This is a genomic window from Streptomyces sp. NPDC101110, assembly GCF_044759525.1.
In the GTDB taxonomy this organism is placed as follows: domain Bacteria; phylum Actinomycetota; class Actinomycetes; order Streptomycetales; family Streptomycetaceae; genus Streptomyces.
Genome location: NZ_JBIVZM010000013.1, coordinates 166,735 through 190,794 on the forward strand (window position 1 = coordinate 166,735; position 24,060 = coordinate 190,794).

Annotated in this window: 22 protein-coding genes; 10 read left to right on the top strand and 12 right to left on the bottom strand. The window is 71.9% G+C overall.

The features are described 5' to 3' along the window. Positions 1 to 2 precede the first annotated feature (2 nt). Positions 3 to 1,157, bottom strand: coding sequence for an iron uptake system protein EfeO (efeO, locus tag ACIQU3_RS27970; protein ID WP_403732102.1), 1,155 nt, complete (start codon positions 1,155 to 1,157; stop codon positions 3 to 5). Positions 1,158 to 1,337: 180 nt separating this feature from the next. On the opposite strand from efeO, the gene ACIQU3_RS27975 reads away from it, so the two are divergent. Further along, complete coding sequence (locus ACIQU3_RS27975; protein ID WP_403732105.1) at positions 1,338 to 1,982, top strand: PhzF family phenazine biosynthesis protein; 645 nt, start codon at positions 1,338 to 1,340, stop codon at positions 1,980 to 1,982. Positions 1,983 to 2,105: 123 nt separating this feature from the next. On the opposite strand, the gene ACIQU3_RS27980 is transcribed toward ACIQU3_RS27975, so the two are convergent. Together ACIQU3_RS27980 and map are read right to left on the bottom strand one after the other, a co-directional pair. Further along, on the bottom strand, positions 2,106 to 2,753 hold the full coding sequence (locus tag ACIQU3_RS27980; protein WP_403732108.1) for a heme oxygenase (biliverdin-producing): 648 nt from the start codon (positions 2,751 to 2,753) through the stop codon (positions 2,106 to 2,108). A 106-nt stretch (positions 2,754 to 2,859) separates the two neighbouring features. Continuing rightward, positions 2,860 to 3,717, bottom strand: coding sequence for a type I methionyl aminopeptidase (gene map / locus ACIQU3_RS27985; protein ID WP_403732112.1), 858 nt, complete (start codon positions 3,715 to 3,717; stop codon positions 2,860 to 2,862). 58 nt (positions 3,718 to 3,775) lie between these two features. On the opposite strand from map, the gene ACIQU3_RS27990 reads away from it, so the two are divergent. Next, entirely contained in the window at positions 3,776 to 4,009 is a 234-nt protein-coding gene (locus ACIQU3_RS27990; RefSeq protein ID WP_234848603.1) for a hypothetical protein, read from the top strand. Between the two features lie 87 nt (positions 4,010 to 4,096). On the opposite strand, the gene ACIQU3_RS27995 is transcribed toward ACIQU3_RS27990, so the two are convergent. Further along, positions 4,097 to 4,699 carry a hypothetical protein gene (locus tag ACIQU3_RS27995; RefSeq protein ID WP_403732115.1) on the bottom strand — a complete coding sequence of 201 codons (603 nt, stop codon included), beginning with the start codon at positions 4,697 to 4,699 and terminating at the stop codon, positions 4,097 to 4,099. A gap of 145 nt (positions 4,700 to 4,844) precedes the next feature. On the opposite strand from ACIQU3_RS27995, the gene npdG reads away from it, so the two are divergent. Then, positions 4,845 to 5,564, top strand: a complete 720-nt coding sequence (gene npdG, locus ACIQU3_RS28000) for an NADPH-dependent F420 reductase (RefSeq protein WP_403928268.1) — start codon at positions 4,845 to 4,847, stop codon at positions 5,562 to 5,564. 75 nt (positions 5,565 to 5,639) lie between these two features. Continuing rightward, the gene (locus ACIQU3_RS28005) at positions 5,640 to 5,819 is read left to right on the top strand and encodes a hypothetical protein (RefSeq protein WP_366713349.1); all 180 of its coding nucleotides are present in this window, start codon (positions 5,640 to 5,642) and stop codon (positions 5,817 to 5,819) included. A 9-nt stretch (positions 5,820 to 5,828) separates the two neighbouring features. On the opposite strand, the gene ACIQU3_RS28010 is transcribed toward ACIQU3_RS28005, so the two are convergent. Then, the gene (locus ACIQU3_RS28010) at positions 5,829 to 6,629 is read right to left on the bottom strand and encodes a site-2 protease family protein (RefSeq protein ID WP_403732123.1); all 801 of its coding nucleotides are present in this window, start codon (positions 6,627 to 6,629) and stop codon (positions 5,829 to 5,831) included. A gap of 104 nt (positions 6,630 to 6,733) precedes the next feature. On the opposite strand from ACIQU3_RS28010, the gene ACIQU3_RS28015 reads away from it, so the two are divergent. Continuing rightward, positions 6,734 to 7,441: a DUF6578 domain-containing protein gene (locus tag ACIQU3_RS28015; RefSeq protein ID WP_403732126.1), complete on the top strand. Its 708-nt coding sequence runs from the start codon at positions 6,734 to 6,736 to the stop codon at positions 7,439 to 7,441. A gap of 154 nt (positions 7,442 to 7,595) precedes the next feature. Continuing rightward, positions 7,596 to 10,883, top strand: coding sequence for a BTAD domain-containing putative transcriptional regulator (locus ACIQU3_RS28020; RefSeq protein ID WP_403928340.1), 3,288 nt, complete (start codon positions 7,596 to 7,598; stop codon positions 10,881 to 10,883). 20 nt (positions 10,884 to 10,903) lie between these two features. On the opposite strand, the gene ACIQU3_RS28025 is transcribed toward ACIQU3_RS28020, so the two are convergent. The 3 genes from ACIQU3_RS28025 to panB all read right to left on the bottom strand — a co-directional run bounded on the left by ACIQU3_RS28025 (position 10,904) and on the right by panB (position 13,818). Then, positions 10,904 to 11,728, bottom strand: a complete 825-nt coding sequence (locus tag ACIQU3_RS28025) for an ABC transporter permease (RefSeq protein WP_403732129.1) — start codon at positions 11,726 to 11,728, stop codon at positions 10,904 to 10,906. After that, entirely contained in the window at positions 11,725 to 12,744 is a 1,020-nt protein-coding gene (locus ACIQU3_RS28030) for an ATP-binding cassette domain-containing protein (RefSeq protein ID WP_403732131.1), read from the bottom strand. Before ACIQU3_RS28030 ends, ACIQU3_RS28025 begins: the two co-directional genes overlap by 4 nt. Before the next feature lie 198 nt (positions 12,745 to 12,942). Further along, the gene (gene panB, locus ACIQU3_RS28035) at positions 12,943 to 13,818 is read right to left on the bottom strand and encodes a 3-methyl-2-oxobutanoate hydroxymethyltransferase (RefSeq protein ID WP_403928270.1); all 876 of its coding nucleotides are present in this window, start codon (positions 13,816 to 13,818) and stop codon (positions 12,943 to 12,945) included. 272 nt (positions 13,819 to 14,090) lie between these two features. Here panB and ACIQU3_RS28040 point away from each other — a divergent pair, with 272 nt between their 5' ends. From ACIQU3_RS28040 to ACIQU3_RS28055, 4 genes are all read left to right on the top strand, one after another. Beyond that, entirely contained in the window at positions 14,091 to 15,692 is a 1,602-nt protein-coding gene (locus tag ACIQU3_RS28040) for an MFS transporter (protein WP_403928273.1), read from the top strand. 68 nt (positions 15,693 to 15,760) lie between these two features. Continuing rightward, a complete protein-coding gene (locus ACIQU3_RS28045; RefSeq protein ID WP_403732137.1) occupies positions 15,761 to 16,408 on the top strand; it encodes a TetR/AcrR family transcriptional regulator in 648 nt (215 codons plus the stop codon). Between the two features lie 178 nt (positions 16,409 to 16,586). Further along, positions 16,587 to 17,639, top strand: a complete 1,053-nt coding sequence (locus ACIQU3_RS28050) for an endonuclease/exonuclease/phosphatase family protein (protein WP_403928275.1) — start codon at positions 16,587 to 16,589, stop codon at positions 17,637 to 17,639. Between the two features lie 136 nt (positions 17,640 to 17,775). Beyond that, positions 17,776 to 18,993, top strand: coding sequence for an MFS transporter (locus ACIQU3_RS28055; protein WP_403732144.1), 1,218 nt, complete (start codon positions 17,776 to 17,778; stop codon positions 18,991 to 18,993). 28 nt (positions 18,994 to 19,021) lie between these two features. On the opposite strand, the gene ACIQU3_RS28060 is transcribed toward ACIQU3_RS28055, so the two are convergent. The 4 genes from ACIQU3_RS28060 to ACIQU3_RS28075 all read right to left on the bottom strand — a co-directional run bounded on the left by ACIQU3_RS28060 (position 19,022) and on the right by ACIQU3_RS28075 (position 24,021). Next, positions 19,022 to 19,627 carry an O-methyltransferase gene (locus tag ACIQU3_RS28060; protein WP_403928277.1) on the bottom strand — a complete coding sequence of 202 codons (606 nt, stop codon included), beginning with the start codon at positions 19,625 to 19,627 and terminating at the stop codon, positions 19,022 to 19,024. A gap of 94 nt (positions 19,628 to 19,721) precedes the next feature. Next, positions 19,722 to 20,117, bottom strand: coding sequence for a VOC family protein (locus tag ACIQU3_RS28065; RefSeq protein ID WP_403732150.1), 396 nt, complete (start codon positions 20,115 to 20,117; stop codon positions 19,722 to 19,724). Positions 20,118 to 20,246: 129 nt separating this feature from the next. Further along, positions 20,247 to 22,001, bottom strand: coding sequence for an NAD+ synthase (locus ACIQU3_RS28070; protein WP_403732153.1), 1,755 nt, complete (start codon positions 21,999 to 22,001; stop codon positions 20,247 to 20,249). Positions 22,002 to 22,080: 79 nt separating this feature from the next. Next, positions 22,081 to 24,021, bottom strand: a complete 1,941-nt coding sequence (locus ACIQU3_RS28075; protein WP_403732158.1) for a protease pro-enzyme activation domain-containing protein — start codon at positions 24,019 to 24,021, stop codon at positions 22,081 to 22,083. Positions 24,022 to 24,060: the final 39 nt, after the last annotated feature.

A 24,060-nucleotide genomic window follows, 5' to 3' on the forward strand; every position in this document is an offset into this window, starting at 1 on the left:
CGTTACTTCACCACCGCTGCGGCGAGCTGCGACAGCGGTTCCGCCAGGGCGTTGACCGCGTCGGAGAGCTCCTTGCGGTCGGCCTTGCCGACCTTGTCGTAGGAGGTGAAGTCGTACGACGTCGGGTTCGGGCGGTACTGGTCGAGCAGCTTGTCCAGGGCCGCGAACTGCTCGTCGAGTTCGGTGACGAGGGCCGCGTCGTTCTCCTTGGCGACCGGCTTCAGCAGGTCGTAGGACTTCTGCGCGCCCTCGACGTTGGCCTTGAAGTCGACCAGGTCGGTGTGCGAGTAGCGCTCCTCCTCGCCGGTGACCTTGCCGGTGGCGACCTCGTCGAGGAGTTCCTTGGCGCCGTTGGCCATGGAGGTGGGGGTGATCTCGGCCTTGCCGACCCGGCTCTGCCAGTCCTTGAGGTCCTTGATCAGCAGGTCGGCGAGGTCCTTCTCGCGGGTGCCGATCTTCTTGTCCTGCCAGAGGGCCTTCTCCAGGCGGTGCCAGCCCGTCCAGTCGGTGGCCGGGTCCTGGCCGTCCTCCAGGCCGTCCTCGCGGACGTCGACCTTGGGGTCGATGTCGCCGAAGGACTCGGCGACCGGCTCGGTGCGCTCCCAGCCGATGCGGGAGGGGGCGTAGGACTTCTTCGCGGCCTCGAGGTCACCGTCCTTGACGGCCTTGGCGAAGGCCTCTGCCTTCGGCAGCGTCTCGTCGGCCTGCGCCTGCGCGTAGGCGCGGTAGGCGGCGACGGCCTTGTCCAGACGCGGGTCGCGCTGGACGGCCTTGCCGCCGGTGGCCTTGACGTCCTGACGGATGCCGTCGCCCTTCATGCCGGGCTTGCAGGCGATCTGGTAGTCGCCGGCCTTCACCTCGGCGGTGACGCGCTGCTTGGTGCCGGGGCCTATGTTCTCCCGCTCGGTGACCACGCGGTCGTCGGGGAAGAGCACGTAGACCTCGGTGACCTTGGAGCCCTTGTTCTCGACGGCCAGCTCGACGTGCCCGGCCGGGAACTCCTTCTTCGACACCTGGCACTTGTCGTCGGTCGCCGTCACGTTGATCACGTGGTCGCCGTCCTTGCCGTCGCTCTTCTCCGTGCACCCGGTGACGGCGGCCAGCGCCGCGGCCACGGCGATCGCGCTGGCGGCGTGGAGAGGTCTGACGGGTCGCATACGGGCTCCAAGGCGTGGCCGAAAACAGTTCGTGGTGCACCCTAATACAGGGTAGGTGAGGCTCACCTAACGCCCATAAGGATGACCTAAGTAGGGCAAAAGCAATGCCATGAATTGGTCAAGGAGGGGTCAAGGGGTGGCGTGTGCGCGCGCCTCCCCAGCGATGTTTGAATTTCCCCCGTGACTGACTACGACGTGCTGCGCGTCTTCTGCGGGCCGAACGGCGGGTACGGCAACGAGCTCGGGGTCGTGCGCGAAGGGTCCGTGATGCCCGAGCGGGACGAACGGCAGGCGTTCGCCGCGAAGGTCGGGTTCAGCGAGACGGTGTTCGTCGACGACCCCGAGCGCGGGGTGATCGACATCTACACGCCCACCCTGAGGCTGCCCTTCGCCGGGCACCCCTGTGTCGGGGCGGCCTGGCTGCTCGACGTGCCCGAGCTGGTCGCGCCCGCCGGCGTGATCGGGGCCCGGCAGGACGGGGAGTTCTGCTGGATCGAGGCCCGGGCGGAGTGGGTGCCGCCGCGGACGCTGCGGCAGTACGGCAGCGCCGCCGAGGTCGACGACCTGGTGGTGCCGCCGCCGGGGGAGTGGGTGTACGCCTGGGCGTGGGAGGACGAGCCCGCTGGGCGGATCCGGGCCCGGGCCTTCCCCGGCCGGGGCGACGGCGTCGACGAGGACGAGGCGACCGGGGCCGCCGCACTGCTGCTCACCGACCGGCTGGGCCGGGCCCTCAACATCACGCAGGGGGCGGGGTCCCAGATCCTCACCGCCCCCCAGCCGGGCGGATGGACCGAGGTCGGCGGCCGGGTGCGTCTGGAACGCTGAGCCGGGCGGCGCACGCCCATCGGGTGGGGCGTCGCGGCACGGCGGGCCGTCGTCGTCGGCGGAGTGGGTGGAGTCGGCGGAGCGCCCGGGGCCCCTGGTCGCGGGCGAGGGAGCCCCGTCCGTTCACGCCGTCAGGGGGAACTCCCCACCCAGCGCCTCGAACATCCCGTTGTTCAGCCCGTAGGCCCGCTTGCACTCGGCCACGGTCCGCTGCCGCTCCAGCTCGTCACCGGGCAGCGCGTCCAGCAGCTCGCAGTAGGTCCGCTTGAAGGCGGCAGGGTTGGGGATGTCCTCGAAGACGTAGAAGCGGACACCGTCGCCCTTCTTCGGGAAGCCCCACGTCTTCTCGGCCGTGTCCCGGATGATCTGCCCGCCGGAGAGGTCGCCCATGTAGCGGGTGTAGTGGTGGGCGACGTACCCGGCAGGCCAGGTGCGGGCGCACGCACTGATCCGCTCCGCGTACTCCAGGGTGGCCGGCAGCGCACTGACCGTCGTCCGCCAGCCGGGGCCGCGCAGATGCTCCAGGTCCCGCTCCAGCGCCGCCATGCGGAACAGCTCCGGGCGGACGAAGGGGCCGGCCACCGGGTCCGCGGCCAGGTGCCGGGCGCCGGACTCCAGCGCCCCGTACACGAACCACAGCTGCTCCGTGTAGCGCGCGAACGCCTCCACCCCCAGCTTGCGCCCCAGCAGGTCGCCGATGAAGGACGAGCCCCTGACCTCCTCGTGCTGCTCGCGGGAAGCCGTCCGAAGAAGCGTCGAGAAGGATTCCATGGGCCCACTTTTCCCGACGGGATGTCGGTAAAAACCCCCGTGCCGAAACTAGGGCGGCCCGCCCTCGAAGGAGAGCGGGCCGTGCGGGAGTGTGCCCGGGGTGCGGCTACGGGAGAGTGAGGATCTCCGCGCCCGAGTCCGTGACCACCAGCGTGTGCTCGAACTGGGCCGTCCGCTTCCGGTCCTTCGTGACGACCGTCCAGCCGTCGTCCCACATGTCGTACTCGTGCGTGCCGAGCGTCAGCATCGGCTCGATGGTGAAGGTCATGCCGGGCTGGATGACCGTCGTCGCGTGCGGGCTGTCGTAGTGCGGGATGATCAGGCCCGAGTGGAAGGACGAGTTGATGCCGTGCCCGGTGAAGTCCCGGACGACCCCGTAGCCGAAGCGCTTGGCGTACGACTCGATGACCCGCCCGATGATGTTGATCTGCCGGCCCGGCTTGACCGCCTTGATCGCCCGTTCCAGCGACTCCCGGGTCCGCTCGACCAGCAGCCGCGACTCCTCGTCGACGTCACCCACCAGGTAGGTGGCGTTGTTGTCGCCGTGCACCCCACCGATGTACGCCGTCACGTCGAGGTTGACGATGTCGCCGTCGCGCAGGACCGTCGAGTCCGGGATGCCGTGGCAGATGACCTCGTTGACGCTCGTGCACAGCGACTTCGGGAAGCCGCGGTAGCCCAGCGTCGAGGGGTAGGCGCCGTGGTCGCACATGTACTCGTGCGCCACCTTGTCCAGCTCGTCCGTGGTCACCCCGGGTGCGATCAGCTTCGCCGCCTCCGCCATCGCCCGGGCCGCGATCCGGCCGGCGAGCCGCATCGCCTCGACCGTCTCGGGCGTCTGCACCTCCGGTCCGGTGTACGGCGTCGGCGCGGGCTTGCCGACGTACTCGGGGCGGCGGATGTTTCCGGGCACGGAACGGATGGGGGACAGCTCCCCCGGTACGAGCAGCGACTGGCCAGACATGCCAGCGAGTCTAACCAGCGGGCATGGGGGAACATGACGATGGCGAGAGGAGCTGGTCATGGCCCTGTTCAAGAAGCGCACGGTCGGCAAACCGGGTGAGTGGTACTACTGCCTGGAGCACAAGAAGGTCGAAGAGGGGCCGGAGTGCCCCAACAAGGACCGGTTCGGGCCGTACGCCTCCCGCACGGAGGCCGAACACGCGATGGCTACCGCCCGCGAGCGCAACCTCCAGTGGGAGAACGACCCCAAGTGGCACGACGCTCCGGCGGGCAGCCGGGACGAGGAGAACTGATCGCCACGGATGCCCCGGGCCGCGACCGCGCGGCCCGGGGCATCCGTGCCGTCCGGGAGCCGGCGTTCCCGACCGCACGCCCCGGTGTCACCAGCGGGCCGGTGGCGGTGCCGTCAGATGCTCCGCCAGCCGCGCCACCCGGTCCCGCAGCCGGCGCCGCCCGCGCGGGGCCGGCAGGAAGTTCTCCCCGGCCGCCGCGCTGACCAGGTGCTGCACCGTGTCGAGGTCCAGTTCCGAGCCGTCGGGGACGGCCAGGGTCTCGTGCGCCATGGACGGGAGCTCACCCTCGCCCGGTCCGAGGGCCAGGACCGTCGCTCCCGCCCGCCGGGCGTCGGACACCCGTTCCAGGAGTGGCGGCGCCGGCCCCTCGGGGGCGACCACCAGCAGCGTCTCGCCCCGCCGTGCCGCCTCCAGCCGGCCCAGGCCGACCGCCAGATGCGCCGGATCGGAAGGGCGCGCATCGTGCCGTACCAGCGTCGGGGCCAGCTCCGGCGTGCCCGACCACGCGGCCTCGTCCACCAGGTGCGCGGCCAGGTGCCACGGCTCGTACTCCCGCGTGCCGACGAGCAGCAGTCCGCCGCCGTGCGACACAGCCGAGCCGCGCAGCGCCCCGGCGAACCGCCGCGTGGCGCCCAGCCACTCCGTCCCGGCGAGCACTTCCCGCAGCAGCGCGACCCGTACCGCATCCATGGGATCGCATCCTGCCCCGAGCGCTCCCCGGTGACGCGGGGTTCGCCGCGCGTTCGCCCGGCCCGGGGAGGCCGACCGGTCACCTGTGCCGCCGTCGAACGACCGGCCGGTCCCGGCACGACGGCGCGGCCGTAGAGTCGGGGCCATGACCTCTACCGACAGTGCTGCCACCGACAACACCCAGAAGGCGCCCGCCAAGGACCCCTGGGACCTGCCCGACGTCTCCGGACTCGTGGTCGGGGTGCTCGGCGGAACCGGGCCGCAGGGCAAGGGCCTGGCCTACCGGCTCGCCAAGGCCGGCCAGAAGGTGATCATCGGCTCGCGGGCGGCCGAGCGCGCGCAGGCCGCCGCGGAGGAACTCGGCCACGGAGTCGAGGGCGCCGACAACGCCGAGACCGCGCGCCGCAGCGACATCGTGATCGTCGCCGTGCCGTGGGACGGCCACGGCAAGACCCTCGAGTCCCTGCGCGAGGAACTGACGGGCAAGCTCGTCGTCGACTGCGTCAACCCGCTCGGCTTCGACAAGAAGGGCGCCTACGCCCTCAAGCCGGAGGAGGGCAGCGCCGCCGAGCAGGCCGCCGCCCTGCTGCCGGACTCCCGGGTCACGGCCGCCTTCCACCATCTGTCGGCCGTCCTGCTCCAGGACCCGGAGATCGACGCGATCGACACCGACGTGATGGTGCTCGGCGAGGCCCGGGCGGACGTGGAGATCGTCCAGGCCCTGGCCGGCCGCATCCCCGGCATGCGCGGCGTCTTCGCCGGACGACTGCGCAACGCCCACCAGGTGGAGTCGCTGGTGGCCAACCTGATCTCCGTGAACCGCCGGTACAAGGCGCACGCGGGACTCCGCGTCACCGACGTGTGAGCCGCTGAGACAGATGGGGGACACTGGACGGCACCAGCAGTGCCAGCAGTGTCCCCCGGACAGGAGCCGACCCCCATGCCCCGCCTCGCCGTCTACGCCCTGATCGTCTGCGTCCTCTCCGTGGCCGCTGCCGTGGTCTCCTTCGTGCGCGGAAGCTTCCTCGGGGTCGTCTGGGTGCTGCTCGCCGGGTTGTCGTCGAACATGGCCTGGTACTACCTCAAGCGCGCCAAGGCGCAGAGGTCGGCCACGCCCTGACCGCTTCCGTCACGGTGCCGCCTGGCAGAACTCGTTCGAACCCTGCCAGAAGCGATACAGCTCCTGACCGCAGTACGTCTCGAAGTCACTGATCCCGAGAGACTTCAGGATCGTGTCGATCACGTCGAAGAAGACGCCGTTGACCGCCGGCAGCCACAGCAGCGCGAACACGAACAGCAGGCCGAACGGCGCGAACGGCTCCACCTGGCGCCGGATGTCGTACGACAGCCACGGCTCGATCACGCCGTAGCCGTCCAGGCCCGGCACCGGCAGGAAGTTCAGCAGCGCGGCCGTCACCTGGAGCAGCGCGAGGAAGGCGAGGGCGAACCGGAAGTCGTTCGGCACGCCGTCCAGCGCGCCCAGCCAGAACGGGGCGGTGCAGACCACGGCGAACAGCACGTTCGTCAGCGGGCCCGCCGCCGAGATCAGACTGTGCTTCCAGCGGCCCCGGATCCGTCCCCGCTCGATGAACACGGCCCCGCCGGGCAGGCCGATGCCACCCATGATCACGAAGATCACCGGGAGCACGATGCTGAGCAGCGCGTGCGTGTACTTCAGCGGATTCAGGGTCAGATAGCCCTTCGCGCCGACCGAGATGTCGCCGCTGTGCAGGGCGGTGCGCGCGTGCGCGTACTCGTGCAGGCACAGGGAGACGATCCACGCCGCCGTCACGAACAGGAACACGGCGACGCCGGGCTGCTCGGCGAACCCGGTCCAGGTCGCCCAGCCCGTGACCGCCGTCACGGCGAGGATCCCGACGAACACGGGACTGATCCGCCGCTCGCTGTGGCGGGTGGTGGCGGTGGTCATGGGGCTCCCTGTACTCGTCGACACGGGGTGGGACGGCCCGACGGTACCGGGCGCAGGTGAAAAACGTCTCGCGCGGGGCGGTCGGTTCCGGGGAGGGTGGGGGAATGGGGCTGTGGCACGTGATCTACGAAGACTGGCAGATGGAGTGCTGCGGCACGCCGTTCTCGGTGGGGGACGAGGTGAGCTGGCCCCTGCTCCTGGAGGACGCCGACCAGGTGTTCGGCGGCGGCTGGCACGACCAGCTCAGCAAGGTGTGCGGGCCGGTGGAGGACATCGGCGGCGTCCGGGTCGTGCGGGAGGAGACCGGCCTCACGGTCGCCCTGGGCGGGGACCCCGACGACGAGGAGGACCGGCGACCGCAGCCGGGTGACCGGATCCGGTCGGTCGGGCTGCTGTCCGTCGAGCGGCACGGCGCACGGTGGCAGGAGACCGGCGGGTGGGTGCGGGCCGTGCAGGTGCTCAGGCAGGCCTACGCGGAGACCGTGCCCGGCTCGCGCACGTGGCAGCCGGTGGCGGGGGAGCGGCGGCTGCGCCCGGTGGAGCGGTGCCCCAAGCGGTTCACCGAGGGACCAAAGGAACAGGGGCGGCAGTGGAGGGAGTCGGGCGTGGTGGTGACCCTGGAGGTGCCGGGCACGGACTCCTGGCTCTCCCACGCCCTGCGCGAGGCGCGGGGCATCCCGCACCGGGGAGCCTCGCCCGGCACGGAGACGGAGGGCCTGCCCGCCGCGGAGCTGGCGCTCCTGCTGGAGAAACTGAGCACGGCGGCGACCCCGCCGAAGCACCGCGACCGGCCCCGGCGCCGGCATGGGTGAACACGCCGTTCCGTCGTCTCCCGTCGCTCCCGGCGCCCCCGCCGGCCGGACCCGCCCACCCCTGCACTCCGGCCAACGGCCGTCCGCCGCACGCCCCCACCAGCCGTCGCCGCACCGTCGGGTCGTCGTGACCGGCCTCATGTCACCGGAGACAATGGACCCCGTGCGCTACCGCATCCTCGGCACCACGCAAGCGCTCCGCAGTGACGGGACGGCCGCTCCGGTCGGCGGGGCGCGGTTGCGTGCGCTGCTGACCGTGCTCGCGCTGCGGGCCGGACGGACCGTGCCCGCGGCGCTGCTCGTCGACGAGGTGTGGGGCGGGCAGCCGCCCGCCGACGCACCGGGAGCGCTGCAAGCGCTCGTCGGGCGGCTGCGCAGGGCGCTCGGCGCCGACGCGGTCGCCTCCGTCGAGGGCGGATACCGGCTCACCGCCGCGCCCGACGACGTGGACCTGCACCGGTTCGAGCGGCTGGCCGCCGAGGGACTGCGGACGCTGGCCGACGGCGACCCCGCCAAGGCGGCCGAGGTCCTCGACGGCGCCCTCGCCCTCTGGCACGGCCCGGCCCTCGCCGACCTGCCCGACCGCACCGCCGAGGCGGCCCGCAGAGACACCCGCCGCCTGGACGTGCTGCGCGCCCGTCACACCGCCGCCCTCGCCCTCGGCCAGGCCGAGCAGTCGCTGCCGGAACTGACCGCCCTGTGCGACCTCCACCCCCTGGACGAGCCCCTCCAGACCCTGCGGCTGCGCGCCCTGCGGGACGCCGGCCGTACGGCGGAGGCGCTGGACGCCTACGAGGACGTGCGGCGCCTCCTCGCCGACCGTCTCGGCGCCGACCCGGGGCCGGAACTGCGTTCCCTGTACGCGGATTTGCTCCGTCTCGGCGACACTCCGGCGCCTGGGCCCGCCGCCCCGGGGCGCGGCGGCCCCACCGGGAACCTCCGGGCCCGCCTCACCTCGTTCATCGGTCGGGAGACCGACATCGAGACCATCCGCGGGGATCTCGCGGCGGCCCGGCTGGTCACCCTGCTGGGGCCCGGCGGAGCCGGGAAGACCCGCCTGTCGCAGGAGGCCGCCGAGTCCGTGCGCGAGACCATGCCCGGCGGCGTGTGGCTGGCCGAACTCGCCCCGGTCGACGACCCCGACGCGGTTCCCGAGGCCGTACTCACCGCCCTCGGCGCCCGCGAGACCGTGCTGTACGGAGCCGGTGCCGAGGGCATCCGCGCCGCCGTCGCCGACCGGCTGGACGACCCCGTCGAGCGGCTCACCGAACACTGCTCCCGGCCCCGCATGCTGCTGATCCTCGACAACTGCGAGCACGTCGCCGACGCCGCCGCCCGCCTCGCCGAGGAACTGCTGGCGCGCTGCCCCGACCTCACCGTCCTGGCCACCAGCCGTGAACCCCTCGGCGTTCCCGGGGAGTTGCTGCGCCCGGTGGATCCGCTGCCCGAGCCGGTCGCGCTGCGGCTGCTCGCCGACCGGGGCGCGGCGGCCCGGCCCGGCTTCCGGACCGAGGAGGACCCGGGGGCGTGCGCCGAGATCTGCCGGCGTCTCGACGGCCTGCCGCTGGCCATCGAACTCGCCGCCGCTCGGCTGCGGATGCTGACCCCCCGCCAGATCGCCGACCGGCTCGACGACCGCTTCCGCCTCCTCACCTCAGGCAGCCGTACCGTCCTGCCCCGCCAGCAGACCCTCAGAGCCGTCGTCGACTGGTCCTGGGAGCTGCTCGACGAGGACGAACGGGACGTCCTGCGGCGGCTGTCGGTGTTCGCCGGCGGCTGCGACCTGCCCGCCGCCGAGGCCGTGTGCGGACCGGCCGCGCTTCAGGCGCTCGGCTCCCTCGTCGACCGCTCCCTGGTCGTGGCCGCCCCGCCCCGCGAGTCCGCCGACGGGGAGATGCGCTACCGGCTCCTGGAGACCGTCGCCGAGTACGCCGCCGAACGGCTGGACGAGTCCGGGCAGCGCGCCGACACCGAGCGCGCCCATCTGACGTACTACCGCGAACTCGCCCGCACCACAGACCCCTTGCTGCGCGGCCGGGACCAGCTCACCGCCATCCGCCGGCTGGAGCGCGAGTACGAGAACCTGCGCACCGCGCTGCGCCACGCCGTCGTCCTGCGCGACGAGCAGGAGGCGCTGTGCCTGGCGCTGTCCCTCGTCTGGTACTGGCAGATGCGCGACCTGCGCATCGAGGCCCGCAACTGGTGCCGCGAGGTCATGGCGCTCGGCCCCGACCCCTTCACCGAGCCCGTCCGCCCCGCCGCCGCGGTGTGGCAGCGCTGCACCGACGCCCCGCCCCCGATGACCGGCGAGGTCCTCGCGGAGGCCCGGCGCGGCGTCCACCTGGCCCATCTGGCCTGCATGGACACCGAGCTGGACGCCTGGCAGAACGACCGGTCCCAGCAGAAGCTACGGACGATCGCCGCCACGTACGAGCCCGGCCTGCCGCAGAACTGCCGCATGCCCGGCCTGCTCTGGTTCTTCGCCGTGATGCTGACCGGAGACATGGACCGGCTGCGCGTCATCATGGATGCCTCCATCCGGACCTGCCGGCAGGCCCCGGGCTTCGACTGGGAGCTGGCCTCCGGCCTCCAGATGCGGGCCAACTTCCTCGCCAACCGATCCGACTGGGCGGGCGACGCCGCCCGGGACGCCGACGAGGCGCTGGAGATCCACCGGCGCCTCGGAGACGCCTGGGGCACCGCCGAGGCGCTCTCCGCCCGCGCCGAGGCCCGCGAACGCAAGGGCCACTACGCGATGGCCGCCGCCGACTACGAGGCGGCCATCGCGCACGCGGAGCAGCTGGGCGCCCGCGCCCAGGTGGCGGTGCTCAGCGCGAGGCTGGGCAGCGCGCTGCTGGAGGCGGGTGAGGGCGAACGCGGCGAGCGGCTGCTGCGCGAGGTGATCGCCCAGCGGGAGGACTCACACAGCGAGGCCATGCCCGCCGCCCGGCTGTTCCTCGCGGGCCGGCTCGGCACAACAGGCCGCTTCGCCGAGGCCCGCGAGCAACTGAGGCGGCTGCGCCAGGACTTCCGTATCGCCAACTTCGTCGTCTTCGACGCGTTCATCCTCGGTGCGGAGGCCTGGCTGGACGCCGCCGAGGAACGCTACGACGCGTGCCTGGACCGGGTTCGCCGGGCGCTGGAGCGTGCCGCCGACCCGATGTCCGCGGCCATCGCACCCTATATGCGCGCCGTGTACCTGACCGTCGGGGCCGGAGCACTGGCCGCCGTCGAGGGCGGGCGCCGCGCCGCGGACGCGGCCCGCTGCCTCGGCGCCGCCGACGCCCTGCTGCCTCCCGGCCACGTCGCCCCGCTCCAGGAGCGCGAGGCCCGCGAGCGGGCGGAACGAAGGGCGCGTGCCGTCCTCGGCGACCCGGCGTACGAGACCGCGTACGCGCAGGGCGGCGGCCTCTCCCCCGAGGAGGCCGCCGCCCTGCTGTGACGCGCACCGGGCGCGTCCGGTCAGCTCTTGGTCCGGAACTTGTGGATCGCGACGGGCGCCATCACCGCCGTGATGGCCACCGACCAGCCGAGCGTCACCCACAGGTCGTGGGCGACCGGCCCGCCCACCATCAGTCCGCGCGCGGCGTCCGCGAGCGTGGACAGCGGGTTGTAGTCGGTGAACGTCTGCAGCCAGCCCGGCATCGACGTCGTCGGAGCGAAGATCGACGAGCCGAACTGGAGCGGGAACAGCACCAGGAAGCCCATCGCCTGAACGGACTGGGCGCTCTTCATCATCACGCCCAGGGTGAGGAACACCCACATGATCGACGAGGCGAACGCCGTGGACAGCGCGACGGCAGCGAACAGCCCGGGCCAGTTGGTGATCTCGAATCCGACCGCCACGGAGACGATCATCAGGACCGCGGTCGCGAACAGCATCCGCAGCAGTTCCACGGAGATCTTCGCGAACAGCACCGAGCCGCGCCCGATGGGCAGGGACCGGAAGCGGTCCATGACACCGGAGTTGAAGTCCTGGCTGAAGCCGGTGCCGACGCCCTGGGACAGCGTCATGCTCATCATCGCGATCATGCCGGGGATCACGTACTGCACGTACCGGTCCTGCCCGCCGCCCAGGGCCTGCCCGATCGAGCCGCCGAAGACGAACACGAACAGCAGGGTGAAGATGACCGGCATCAGCAGCGCGTCGGCCATCGACTCCGGGTCCTGGCGGATCCACAGCAGGTTGCGGCGGACGAGGGCACTGGTGTGCCGCAGGTGCCCGCGCAGCGAGATGCGCGCGTCGTCGGTGGTCGCGGGGCTGGGAAGGGTGGTGGTGGCGCTCATACGGCGACCTCCTCGCGGTCCTCGGTGGGCGTGGTGTCCTGCGGGGCACTGGCACGGTGGCCGGTGAGGGACAGGAACACCTCGTCCAGGCTGGGCAGTTCGGTGGTGACGGCGGCGAGCGTGATGCCGCGGGCGGTGACGGCGCCGACGACGGCGGTCAGTTGCTCGTCGCTGAGGATCGGGACGAGGAGGGTGCCGGAGTCGATGTCCACGGTGGTGGCCGCGAGTCCGGTGATGCCGAGATCGTCGAGGTGCGCGGCGAGCGGCCGCAGGTGGAGGGCGTCGGCCGGCCGGATCCGCAGGGTCCGCCCGCCGACCCTGGCCTTGAGCTCCTCGATGCCGCCGCCCGCGACGACCCTGCCCTTGTCCACGACCGTGAGCTCGGAGGCGAGCTGCTCGGCCTCCTCCATGTACTGCGTGGTCAGCAGGACGGTCACACCGTCGCCGACCATGGCCTTGACCTCGTCCCACACCTCGTTGCGGGTGCGCGGGTCGAGCCCGGTGGTCGGTTCGTCGAGGAACAGCACGTCGGGCCGCCCGATCATGGAGGCCGCCAGGTCGAGGCGGCGTCGCATGCCGCCGGAGTAGGTACTGGCGGGCCGTTTGGCGGCCTCGGTCAGCGAGAACCGCTCCAGCAGTTCGTCGGCCCGCGCGCGGGCCTCCTTGCGGGGCAGGTCGAGCAGCCGGCCGATCATGTACAGGTTCTCCCAGCCGGGCAGCTTCTCGTCGACGGAGGCGTACTGGCCGGTGAGCCCTATCACCCGCCGCAGCTGCCGCGGCTGCCGCACGACGTCGTACCCGGCCACCGTGGCCTGCCCCGCGTCGGGCGCGAGCAGTGTGGACAGGATCCGCACGAGGGTGGTCTTCCCGGCCCCGTTCGGCCCGAGCACCCCCATCACGGTGCCTTCCCGCACGTCAAGGTCGACCCCGTCCAGGGCCTTGGTCTCCCCGTAGTGCTTCACCAGCCCCCGCACGGTGACTGCGGCGCCGCCGGTTCGTGTGTCGATTCGCGTCATGGGACAGACGGTCCCAGTGCCCACCGACAAATCACCGACAGCCCGCCGACACCTCGACGACACACCGCAACCATCGATTGAGCAACCACGACGACGAGCAACCACGTCCGCGAGAGCGGCGCCGGCTCAGGCGTACAAAGGGGACAGCCCGTCGGCTGGGGGAAGGCCGACGGGCTGTCGTGGTACCGCTGTGGCTCTCTAGTGGACGGAGTTCTCCTCCTGCGGGAACGTTCCGCCGACGACCTCGTCCGCGAACGCCTTCACCGCGTCGCCCATGACCTCACGCAGGTTGGCGTACTGCTGCACGAACTTCGGCACCCGCCCGCCGGTCAGGCCCAGCATGTCGGTCCACACCAGCACCTGCGCGTCGGTCTCGGGGCCCGCCCCGATGCCGACGGTCGGGATGTGCAGCACCCGTGTCACCTCGGCGGCCAGCTCCGCGGGAACCAGCTCCAGCACCACCGCGAACGCCCCCGCGTCCTGCACGGCCTTCGCGTCCCGCAGCAGCTGCTGTGCGGCCTCCTCGCCCCGCCCCTGCACGCGGTAGCCCATGGCGTTGACCGACTGCGGGGTCAGCCCGATGTGGGCCATGACCGGGATGCCGGACTCGACGAGCAGCCGGATCTGCTCGTGGGACCGCTCGCCCCCTTCCAGCTTCACGGCCTGCACGCCCGCCTCCTTCACCAGCCGGGTCGCCGAGCGCAGCGCCTGCACCGGACCTTCCTGGTAGGAACCGAAGGGCAGGTCGCCGACGATCAGGGCCCGGGAGGTGCCCCGTACGACCGCCGCCGACAGCATCGTCATCTCGTCGAGGGTGACGGGCACGGTCGTCTCGTACCCGAGGTGGCAGTTGCCCGCCGAGTCGCCGACGAGCATCACCGGGATGCCGGCCTCGTCGAACACGGAGGCGGTCATCGCGTCGTACGCGGTGAGCATGGGCCACTTCTCGCCGCGCTCCTTGGCGGCGGCGATGTCGCGCACGGTGATGCGGCGCGTGCCCTTGCCCCCGTACAGCGCCTTGCCGCTGTCGGAGGACTTCTTCTGAGCAGTCTGGGCAGCCGGAAGCTGCGTCATTGCACGGCTCCTATCACGTCATCTCGAGGCGCCCTGACGGCGTCCCCGGACCACGTCCATGGTGGCACCTCGTGCCACCGAGGGCTAGGGGAGCCCTTGTGAGTTCCGCCCCGGGCACGGACGGGACGGGGTCGGATCACGCCCCGGGCGCGCGGGGCCGCGATCCGGGCCGCGGTCCTCCGGAGCCCGCGACGCGTGAGCAGCGTAAGATCTCGGTAAGAGAATTCCGATACGAGACGGTCTCGTATCGAAAAGGTTCTAGGCTCGCCCCCATGACTAATCCTGCCGATCCGGCCGCCCCCACCGGCCCGCGCGTACCGGAAGCGGTGCACCGGCGCCGCTGGGCGATCCTCGGCGTGCTGATGCTGAGCCTGCTGATCGTCGTGCTCGACAACTCGATCCTGAACGTCGCCATCAAGACGATCTCCACCCCGGCCCCCACCGGCCTGGGCGCCACGCAGAGCGAACTTGAATGGGCGATCAACGCCTACACCCTCGTCTTCGCGGGGCTGCTCTTCACCGCCGGGCTCCTCGGTGACCGGCTGGGCCGCAAGAAGGTCCTGCTCGGCGGTCTCGCCGTGTTCGGCCTCGGCTCGGCGTTCGCCGCGTTCTCCGGCTCGCCGGGCGAGCTGATCACCTTCCGGGCGGTGATGGGCCTGGGTGCGGCGTTCGTGATGCCCGCCACCCTCGCCGTCCTCATGAACGTCTTCGAACGCGAGGAGCAGCCCAAGGCCATCGGCATCTGGGCGGGCGGCGTCGGACTCGCCATCGCCATCGGCCCGATCACCGGCGGTGTACTGCTCGACCACTTCTGGTGGGGCTCGGTCTTCCTCATCAATGTGCCGATCGTGCTGCTCGCGCTCGCGCTGATGCTCTGGCTGGTGCCCGACTCGCGCGACCCGCACCCCGGCCGGGTCGACCCCGTCGGCGTGGTGCTGTCGGTCGTCGGCCTGGTCCTGCTCGTCTACGGCATCATCAAGGGCGGCCAGCTCGCCGACTTCACCGACGTCACCGTGCTGTCCACCGTCGGTGCCGGTCTCGCCGTGCTCGTCGCGTTCGTCGTCTTCGAGAAGCGCAGCGACCACCCGTCGATAGACGTCACGTACTTCAGGAACAAGGTCTTCTCGGCCGCCATCGCCGCCATCGCGCTGGTCTTCTTCGCCCTGATGGGCGTGACCTTCTTCTCCGTCTTCTACACCCAGAGCGTGCGCGGCTACTCGCCGCTGCAGACCGGTCTGCTGATGCTGCCGCTGGCCGCCGCCCAGATGATCTTCGCGCCGCGTGCCCGGCTGGTCGTGGACCGCTTCGGCAACAAGGCCACGACCACGGCCGGTCTGCTCGTCATCGCCGCCATGCTGGCCGCCTTCGCCGCCCTGGACGCGGACACCCCCATCTGGATCCTGGAAGTGATCTTCTTCCTGATGGGCACCGGCATGGCCCACATCATGACGCCGGTCAGCGTCGTCATCATGCAGGCCCTGCCCCGCGAGAAGGCCGGCTCCGCCTCCGCGCTCAGCAACACCTTCCGGCAGCTCGGCGGCGCCCTCGGTATCGCCGTCCTCGGCTCGGTGCTGTCCACGGCGTACCGCACGGGCATCGACGACAAGCTCGGCGCGCTCCCCCCGGGGCTGCGGCACACCGCGGGCGAGTCCATCGAGGCCACCCTCGGCATCGCGGACAAGCTGGGCCCGCGGGGCGCGTCCCTGGTCGCCCCGGCGCACGACGCGTTCCTGCACGCCATGCACATCACGGCCCTGTGGGGCGCGGGTGTCGCCGTGCTCGGCGCTGTCGTCGTGGCGCTGTTCCTCCCGGGCAGGCCCCCGGCGGCCCAGGGGACGCAGGACGACCAGGAGTTGTCGCACACCAGATCGTAGGCCTGGGGGACGATGGACCTCCCGCCCGTCTGGGACGGCCGACACGGTTCAGGAAAGGAAGCAGCGACGTGAGCCTCGCCGAACGGCAGCCCCACGAGGGTCCCGCCAGGGGACGTCCCAGAAGCGAGGCCGTCGAGCGCGCCATCATCGAGGGCGTGATGAAGCTCCTGGAGGAGGGCGTGCCCCTCGCGGAGCTGTCCATCGAGCGCATCGCCCGCACCGCGGGCGTCGGCAAGGCCACCATCTACCGCCGCTGGAGCGGCAAGGAGGAACTCTTCGTCGACGTCGTGCGCGCCGCCGAGCCCGAGGACCCGCCGCTGCCCGGCACCTCCATGCGCGACGACCTCGTCGTCCTGCTGGAACAGGTGCGCCGGCGCGGCCTGGCCAACCGCTCCTCGGCGATCCTGCACAGCGTCCAGGCCCAGATGAAGACCAGTCCGAAACTCTGGGCGGCGTACCACGCCACCGTCGTCGCGCCGCGACGGCGGCTCGGTCTGGAGGTCCTCCGCCGCGGCCGGCAGAACGGCGAACTGCGCACGGACCTCGACCTGGAACTGCTCAACGACCTGTTCGTCGGCCCGATGCTGGTGCGGGCCGTGCTGCGCACCGACGCCGACCTCCCCGACGACCTCGCCGAACAGGTCGTCGACACCCTGCTCGAAGGGCTCCGGCCCACCGGCTCACCCTCTGTCAGTTCGGCACCGCACGGCCTCTAGTGTGCGCGTTTCGTCACAGAGGGCGCTTTCGCCGCGGGTGATCGGAACTCGTCGCGGGGACTCGAACGTCATCGCCCCCGTACGGCCGTCGAAGGACGGCGGGAACGGAACGGATCATCCCCTAGGGTCGTAAGGACACGGGGGCGATGGTGTGCACGGCAGGCAGTGAGGCGACGGTATGGCGCAGCAGGCGTACATGACGGAGACGGACAACGGCGGCTCGGGGCCCGAGCACCGGGGGACCCGGCTTCGGCGCCTGTTCGACCGGCTGGCGGGCCCCTGGCGGGGCGACCCACGGATCTGGCGGCGCGGACTGGTCGTCGCGACGTGCGCGGTGCTGCTGGCCCTGGTCATGGTGCTGCACTCGCACATCCCGAACACCATCGGCAACCTGGGCAGCCTCACCGAGACGTTCCTGCCCTGGCTGGGCCTCCTCGTCCCGGTGCTGCTCGCCCTCGCCCTGGTCCGCAGGTCCGCGACCGCGCTGATCGCGGTGGTGCTGCCGTCCGTGGTCTGGCTGAACCTCTTCGGCGGCCAGCTCAGCGACAAGACCGCGGCCGGCGGCGACCTCACGGTGGTCACGCACAACGTCAACGCCGAGAACCCGGACCCGTCCGGCACCGCCCGTGACGTGGCCGCCTCCGGGGCGGACGTGCTGGCGCTGGAGGAGCTGACGCCGGCCGCCGTGCCCACCTACGAGAGGGCGCTGGCGTCGACGTACCGCTACCACTCGGTGCAGGGCACGGTCGGGGTCTGGAGCAAGTACCCGCTGACCGGGGTGCGCGACGTCGACCTCGACATGGGCTGGACCCGCGCGATGCGCGCCACCGTGACCGCCCCGTCCGGGCAGGTCGCCGTCTACGTCGCCCATCTGCCGTCGGTGCGCGTGAAGATGGAGGCCGGCTTCACGGCCCGGCAGCGCGACCGCAGCGCCGACTACCTGGGCGAGGCCATCGCCCGTGAACCGCTCAAGAACGTCGTCCTGCTGGGCGACCTGAACGGCACGATGAACGACCGCGCGCTCAACGCCGTCACCTCACAGATGCGTTCCACGCAGGGTGCGGCCGGCAGCGGCTTCGGCTTCAGCTGGCCCGCGTCGTTCCCGATGGCCCGCATCGACCAGATCATGGTGCGGGGCCTGAAGCCGGAGAGCTCGTGGACCCTCCCACAGACGGGAAGCGACCATCTGCCGGTCGCGGCCCGTGTGAGTGTCACCACAAGCGGTTCCTGAAACCCCCTGGTCACAGCCCTGCCGCCAGAAAGGCGCGCCGGAGGCGGCAGGGCGTGGAATAGTGCGCCTGAGAGACTTTGTTCCGTACTTGAACATACGCGTACGGATCTCCAAGCAAGTCTCGAAAGGCTCACTCATGCCCCTGGCCCTGCTCGCCCTTGCCGTGGGCGCCTTCGGCATCGGTACGACCGAGTTCGTGATGATGGGGCTGCTGCCCGACGTCGCGGACGACCTGAACATCTCGATACCCGGTGCCGGCCATCTGGTGTCGGCGTACGCGCTGGGCGTCGTCATCGGCGCCCCGCTGCTGGCCGCGGTCACCGCCAAGATGTCCCGGCGCACGGTCCTGATCGGCCTGATGGGACTGTTCGTCGTGGGCAACGCCCTGTCGGCCCTCGCGCCCGACAACGGCTGGCTGCTGGCCGCCCGCTTCCTGAGCGGCCTGCCGCACGGCGCCTTCTTCGGTGTGGGCGCCGTCGTCGCGACGAACATGGTCGCCCCCGAACGCAAGGCGCGCTCGGTCTCCCTGATGTTCCTCGGCCTGACGGTCGCGAACGTGGCGGGTGTGCCGGTCGCGACCCTGATGGGCCAGCACCTCGGCTGGAGGGCGACCTTCCTCGGCGTCAGCGCCATCGGCCTGGCGGCCATCGCCGCGCTCGCGTTCCTCATCCCGCACGACCACGAGCACACCACCGCCAAGGGCCTGCGCGGCGAACTCGCCGCCCTGCGCTCGCTGCCGGTCTGGCTGTCGCTCGGCACGACCGTGGCGGGCTTCGGTGCCCTCTTCGCGGCCTACAGCTACATCACGCCGATGCTCACGGACGCCGCCGGTTACGCCGACGCCAGCGTCACCCTGCTGCTGGCGCTGTTCGGCGTCGGCGCGACCGCGGGGAACCTGCTGGGCGGCCGCCTGGCCGACCACTCCCTGCGCGGCACGCTGTTCGGCGGCCTGACCTCGCTGGTGGCGGTCCTGGCGTTGTTCCCGCTGCTGATGCGCACGGAGGTCACGGCCGCGGTGGCCGTGATCCTGCTCGGCATGGCGGCCTTCGCCACCGGCTCCCCGCTCCAGCTGATGGTCATGGAGAAGGCGTCCTCGGCCCCGTCCCTGGCCTCCTCGGCCAACCAGGCCGCCTTCAACCTGGCCAACGCGGGCGGCGCCTGGATCGGCGGCCTCGCCCTGGCCGCGGGCTTCGGCGTCACCTCCCCGGCCCTGGCCGGTGTGGCCCTGGCCGTCCTCGGCCTGGCCGTGGCGTCGCTCGCCTACGCGGTGGACCGGCGCCGGGCTCCCGTGGGCGGGCACGAGCGGATCGTCGCGAGCCATGTCCCGCAGGAGGCGGAAGCGGTGCGCCACTGACGCGTTCCGGCATGCGGCAGCCCGTGGGTCACCGACCCGCGGGCTGCCGTTCTTTCGTCCACCGGGGCCCCTGGCGCCGCGCCGCGACGACCGCCGAACTGGTGGGCGCGGTGAGGACCTCGGACGCGTCCAGGTCCGGATGGGTCAGGTAGAACAGGCGCAGCTCGTCCACCTCGCCCTCGAACCGGGGCGGCCACTCGGCCGAGGGGGTGAAGTCGTCCAGGACGAGGATCCCGCCGGGGGCGAGCAGTTCGACGACCCGGCGCGGATCGTCCCGCTTGCCGCCGCCGTCGCAGAAGAACACGTCGAAGGGGGCGTGCCGTTCGAGCAGCCGCCAGTCCCCGGTCAGCACGCTGACGCGACCGTCGTCGGCGAAGATCCCGGCCACGCGACGGGCCAGCTCCTCGTCCCGCTCGACCGTGATCAGCCGCGCACCGTCCCCGAGGCCGCTGTGCAGCCAGGCGGTCCCCACCCCCGACCCGGTGCCGCTCTCGGCGACGACCCCACCGGGCTTGGCGGCGGCGGCCGTCCTCAGCAGCCTGCCGACCTCGGCGATGCAGCTCTTCTCGAACCCCGTCTCGACGGCGAGGCGTTCGGCGGCGAGAACACGCGCCGGAACAACGCGCTCACTCATGATCAACCCCCTCCACGGTGGGCCCGACGCTATCTGACCACCCGTCAGTACGTCAGCGGATTGATCGAGTCCGCGCAACCGCCGAGCGCGCGGCCTACTCCCTCGGCTGGGTCGCCAGCTGGATCAGGTTGCCGCAGGTGTCGTCGAAGACGGCCGTGGTCACCGGGCCCATGTCCACGGGCTCCTGGGTGAAGCGGACGCCGAGGCCGCTCAGGCGCCGGTACTCCGCGCGGACGTCGTCGACGGCGAACTGGGCCACCGGGATGCCGTCGGCGGCGAGTGCGTCGCGGTAGGGCTTGACGGCCGGGTGACCGGCGGGCTCCAGGAGCAGCTCCGTACCGCCCGGGTTCTCGGGGGAGACGACGGTCAGCCAGCGGTCCGTCTCGCCCACCGGGACGTCGTACTTCTTCACGAAGCCGAGGATCTCGGTGTAGAAGCGAAGGGCCTTGGCCTGGTCGTCGACGAAGACACTGGTCAGGTGGATCCTCATGGCGGGCTCCCGGGTAGCGGTCGTGGAGGCCGGGGCCCGGCGAGCGCGGCGGTCCCCCGCACCGTGAGGCGCGGGGGACCGCCGGAGGGGCATGCCGGGCCGGTGGCCGTCACTGACGACCCTGGCCCGTCAGAGCGACTCGCGCCACCCGTTCGTGATCGGCAGCCGCCGGTCCTTGCCGAAGCCCTTCGGGGAGATCTTCGTGCCCGGCGGGTACTGGCGCCGCTTGTACTCGGCCGTGTCGACCATGCGCAGCGTCCTGGCGACCAGCTCCGCGTCGAACCCGGCCGCCACGATCTCGTCCGCGCCGCGGTCCCGGTCGACGTACAGCTCCAGGATCGCGTCCAGCACGGGGTAGTCGGGCAGCGAGTCCGTGTCGACCTGGCCCGGGCGCAGTTCCGCGCTCGGGGGCTTGGTGATGGAGTTCTCCGGGATCGGCGGGGTCTGGCCCCGTTCCCGGGCGGCCCGGTTGCGCCACTCGGAGAGGCGGAAGACCGACGTCTTGTACACGTCCTTGATGGGCCCGTACGCCCCGACCGAGTCGCCGTACAGCGTCGAGTAGCCGACCGCCAGTTCCGACTTGTTGCCCGGGGCCAGGACGATGTGGCCCTCCTGGTTGGAGATCGCCATGAGCAGTGTGCCGCGCAGACGCGACTGGAGGTTCTCCTCCGCCAGGCCGGTCAGGCCCAGCGCGCCCATGTACGCGTCGAACATCGGCTCGATCGCCACGGTCCGGTAGTTCAGACCCGTACGGCGGGCCAGTTCGGCCGCGTCGTCCTTGGAGTGGTCCGAGGAGTACTTCGAGGGCATCGACACGCCGTACACGTTCTGCGCGCCCACCGCGTCACACGCGATCGCCGCCACCAGCGAGGAGTCGATGCCGCCCGACAGGCCGATCAGGACCGACGAGAAGCCGTTCTTCGCGACGTACGCCCGCAGGCCCACGACCAGCGCCGAGTAGACCTCCTCGTCGTCGTCCAGCCGGTCCGCGTAGCCGCCCGTGAGCTCGGGCTCGTACGCGGGCAGCGGTTCCTCCGACAGCACCACGCGGTCGATGCGCAGCCCGTCGTCGACCACGCCGGTGGGGGCGTCCGGCGACGCCGCCGGCAGGTCCAGGTCCAGGACCACGCAGCCCTCGGAGAACTGCGGGGCCCGCGCCACGACCTCGCCGTCCTTGTCGACCACGATCGAGTCTCCGTCGAACACCAGCTCGTCCTGGCCGCCGATCATGGCCAGGTACGCCGTGGTGCAGCCGGCCTCCTGGGCCCGCTTGCGGACCAGCTCCAGGCGCGTGTCGTCCTTGTTGCGCTCGTAGGGTGAGGCGTTGATCGAGACCAGCAGGCCCGCCTGCGCCGAACGGGCGGCGGGGACGCGGCCCCCGTCCTGCCAGAGGTCCTCGCAGATGGCCAGGGCGACGTCCACGCCGTGCACCCGCAGCACCGGCATGCTGTCGCCGGGCACGAAGTAGCGGAACTCGTCGAAGACGCCGTAGTTCGGCAGGTGGTGCTTGGCGAAGTTCAGGACCACCTCGCCGCGGTGCAGCACCGCCCCGGCGTTCTGCGGCGCACCGGCCGGCTGGCCGTACTTCGGCTGGGCCGTGGCGCTGCGGTCGAGATAGCCGACGATCACCGGCAGTTCTCCGAAGCCCTCCGCGGCCAGACGCTCGGCGAGAGCGCGCAGCGCCGCGCGGGAGGCCTCCACGAAGGACGACCTGAGCGCCAGGTCCTCGACGGGATACCCGGTCAGCACCATCTCCGGGAACGCCACGAGATGCGCTCCCTGTTCGGCGGAGTGCCGGGTCCAGCGGACGATCGACTCGGTGTTGCCGGCGAGGTCGCCGACGCCGGCGTCGATCTGGTTCAGGGCGAGACGTAGTTGAGGCACGCCCCCCAGTGTAATCGTCAGTGCGACACAATGGGGTGGTGTGGGTCACCCCACACCACCCCCTGTCCCCTTGCGGAGGTCAGCGGCGCCGGTACGACTCGACGTAGCCGTTCGCGGGCGATCCCACGCCGGTGACGTCGTCATAGCCCTTCACGGCCGCGAGCGAGCTGTCCTTGCCGAGGCTGCGCACGGACGTGGACAGACCGCCGGTGGCGTCGTAGCCGTTCACGAAGTCGACCCGGGCCACGGCGAGGCCGGAGCCCGTCGGGTCGTCGGTGACGTCGTGGTAGACCTTCGAGCCGTACTTCGCGTAGATCGCCGGGTTGGCGAAGCCGAGCGCCCTGCCCCGGGCCTCCTGGGCCAGGGCCTGGACGGCCGCGATCGTCGGGGCCGCGAGCGAGGTGCCGCCGATGCGGTACTCGCCGTACGCCTGCGTCTTCCCGTCCGGCTGGGTCTGCGTCTGGCCGACCAGGAAACCGGTGTTCGGGTCGGCGATCGCCGCGATGTCCGGGACGACCCGGTTGCCGTCCGCGCCGTTGGCCTTCGCCAGCGTGTCCGGCACGACGCCCCGCTGGTAGGAGGGCTCGGCGACGGTCCTGCTGGTACCGCCGCCCGCGCCGGAGGTGAAGGCACCGGGGAAGTCGGTCCAGCTCTTGCCGTCGGCCGACAGGTTCGCCTTGTCGGTGCCCCAGCCGGTCTCCCACAGGTACGTGTCGTTCTTGCCGACGGCCAGCGAGGTGCCGCCGACCGCGGTCACCCATGCCGAGTCGGCCGGGGAGTCGACCTGCTTCGTCCCGGAGCTCGCGACCTCGTCACCGTCGTCGCCGGAGGAGAAGTAGAAGCCGATGCCCTCGACCGCGCCCAGCTGGAAGACCTGGTCGTAGGCGGCCGCGAGGTCGGGGGTCTGCGCGGCCTCGACCTCGCCCCACGAGTCGGAGACGATGTCGGCCAGGTGCTGGTCGACGACCTTGCCGAGCGCGTCGAGCAGATCGTCGTCCGCGCAGGAGGCGGCCCCGACGTACGTGACGTCCGCCGCGGGTGCGACCGCGTGCACGGCCTCGACGTCCAGGGTCTCCTCGCCGTACCAGCCGGAGGCCTGGCAGTCCTCGGTGTTCGTGTACTTCTCGGGCAGCACCTGGTGCAGCTGCCCCGTCTTCCACGCGGCGTCGCCCTGCCGCTTGGCGTAGGTGCCCGCGTCGTAGGCGATCGTCGGGGAGGCGTACGCGTCCGTGATGGCGACCCGGACACCCTTGCCGGTGCGCGTGCCCGCGCCGTAGGCGGCCCGCAGCTGCCTGCCCGTGTAGCCCTTCACGGCGTACGGGATCTTCCGGCCGTAGGCGCTCGGGAGTGTGCTCGCGGTGTCGGAGCCGTAGTACGAGGAGAACGGCCCGGCGTTGCGGAACACGGTGTCCGGCGGCGGCAGTCGATCGTCGTGCGTGGCCATGTGCGGCGCGTTGTCCAGCCCGGTCACGGTCAGGACGGCGTCCGCCAGGTTCTGCGGGACGGAGGCGGTGCTCGCCGGGGCGCGGTAGGTGTTCGAGCCCTTGGCGAAGTTGTGCAGCCGGGTGCCGAACGCCTTCTCCACGGCTGCCGCGTCACCGCTGACGGAGACGTAGTGCGCCGAGACGCCGGTGACCTTCAGACCGGCCGCCGTCAGCCAGGACTTCACGGCCGCCACCTGGGCCGCGGTCGCACCGAAACGGGCTCGCGCCTGCCTGGCCGTCAGGTACCTGCCGTACGACGCCGAGTCCGGGTCGGAGACGGCCTTGGCGTAGGCGGCGAGGCCCGCGGCGTCCCGGCCGGCGAGGTAGACCCGGGCCGAGACGCGGGTGGCGTCGGAGGTGGCGCCCTTGTCCGCCTTGGCCGTGGCCCATGCGGGCCGGGTCCCGGCCAGCGGGTCGCGGCCCGGGTGGTCGGCGGCGTGTGCCGCCGGTATGCCGAGCGCCAGCACACCGGCGAGCATCGGCAGTGCCGCCGCCAAGCTCACCCCGGCGCGCACGGTGGCGCGGTTCGATCTCATGGAACCCCCTGTGCGGTTCGTCGCGAGTGGATCACTCGA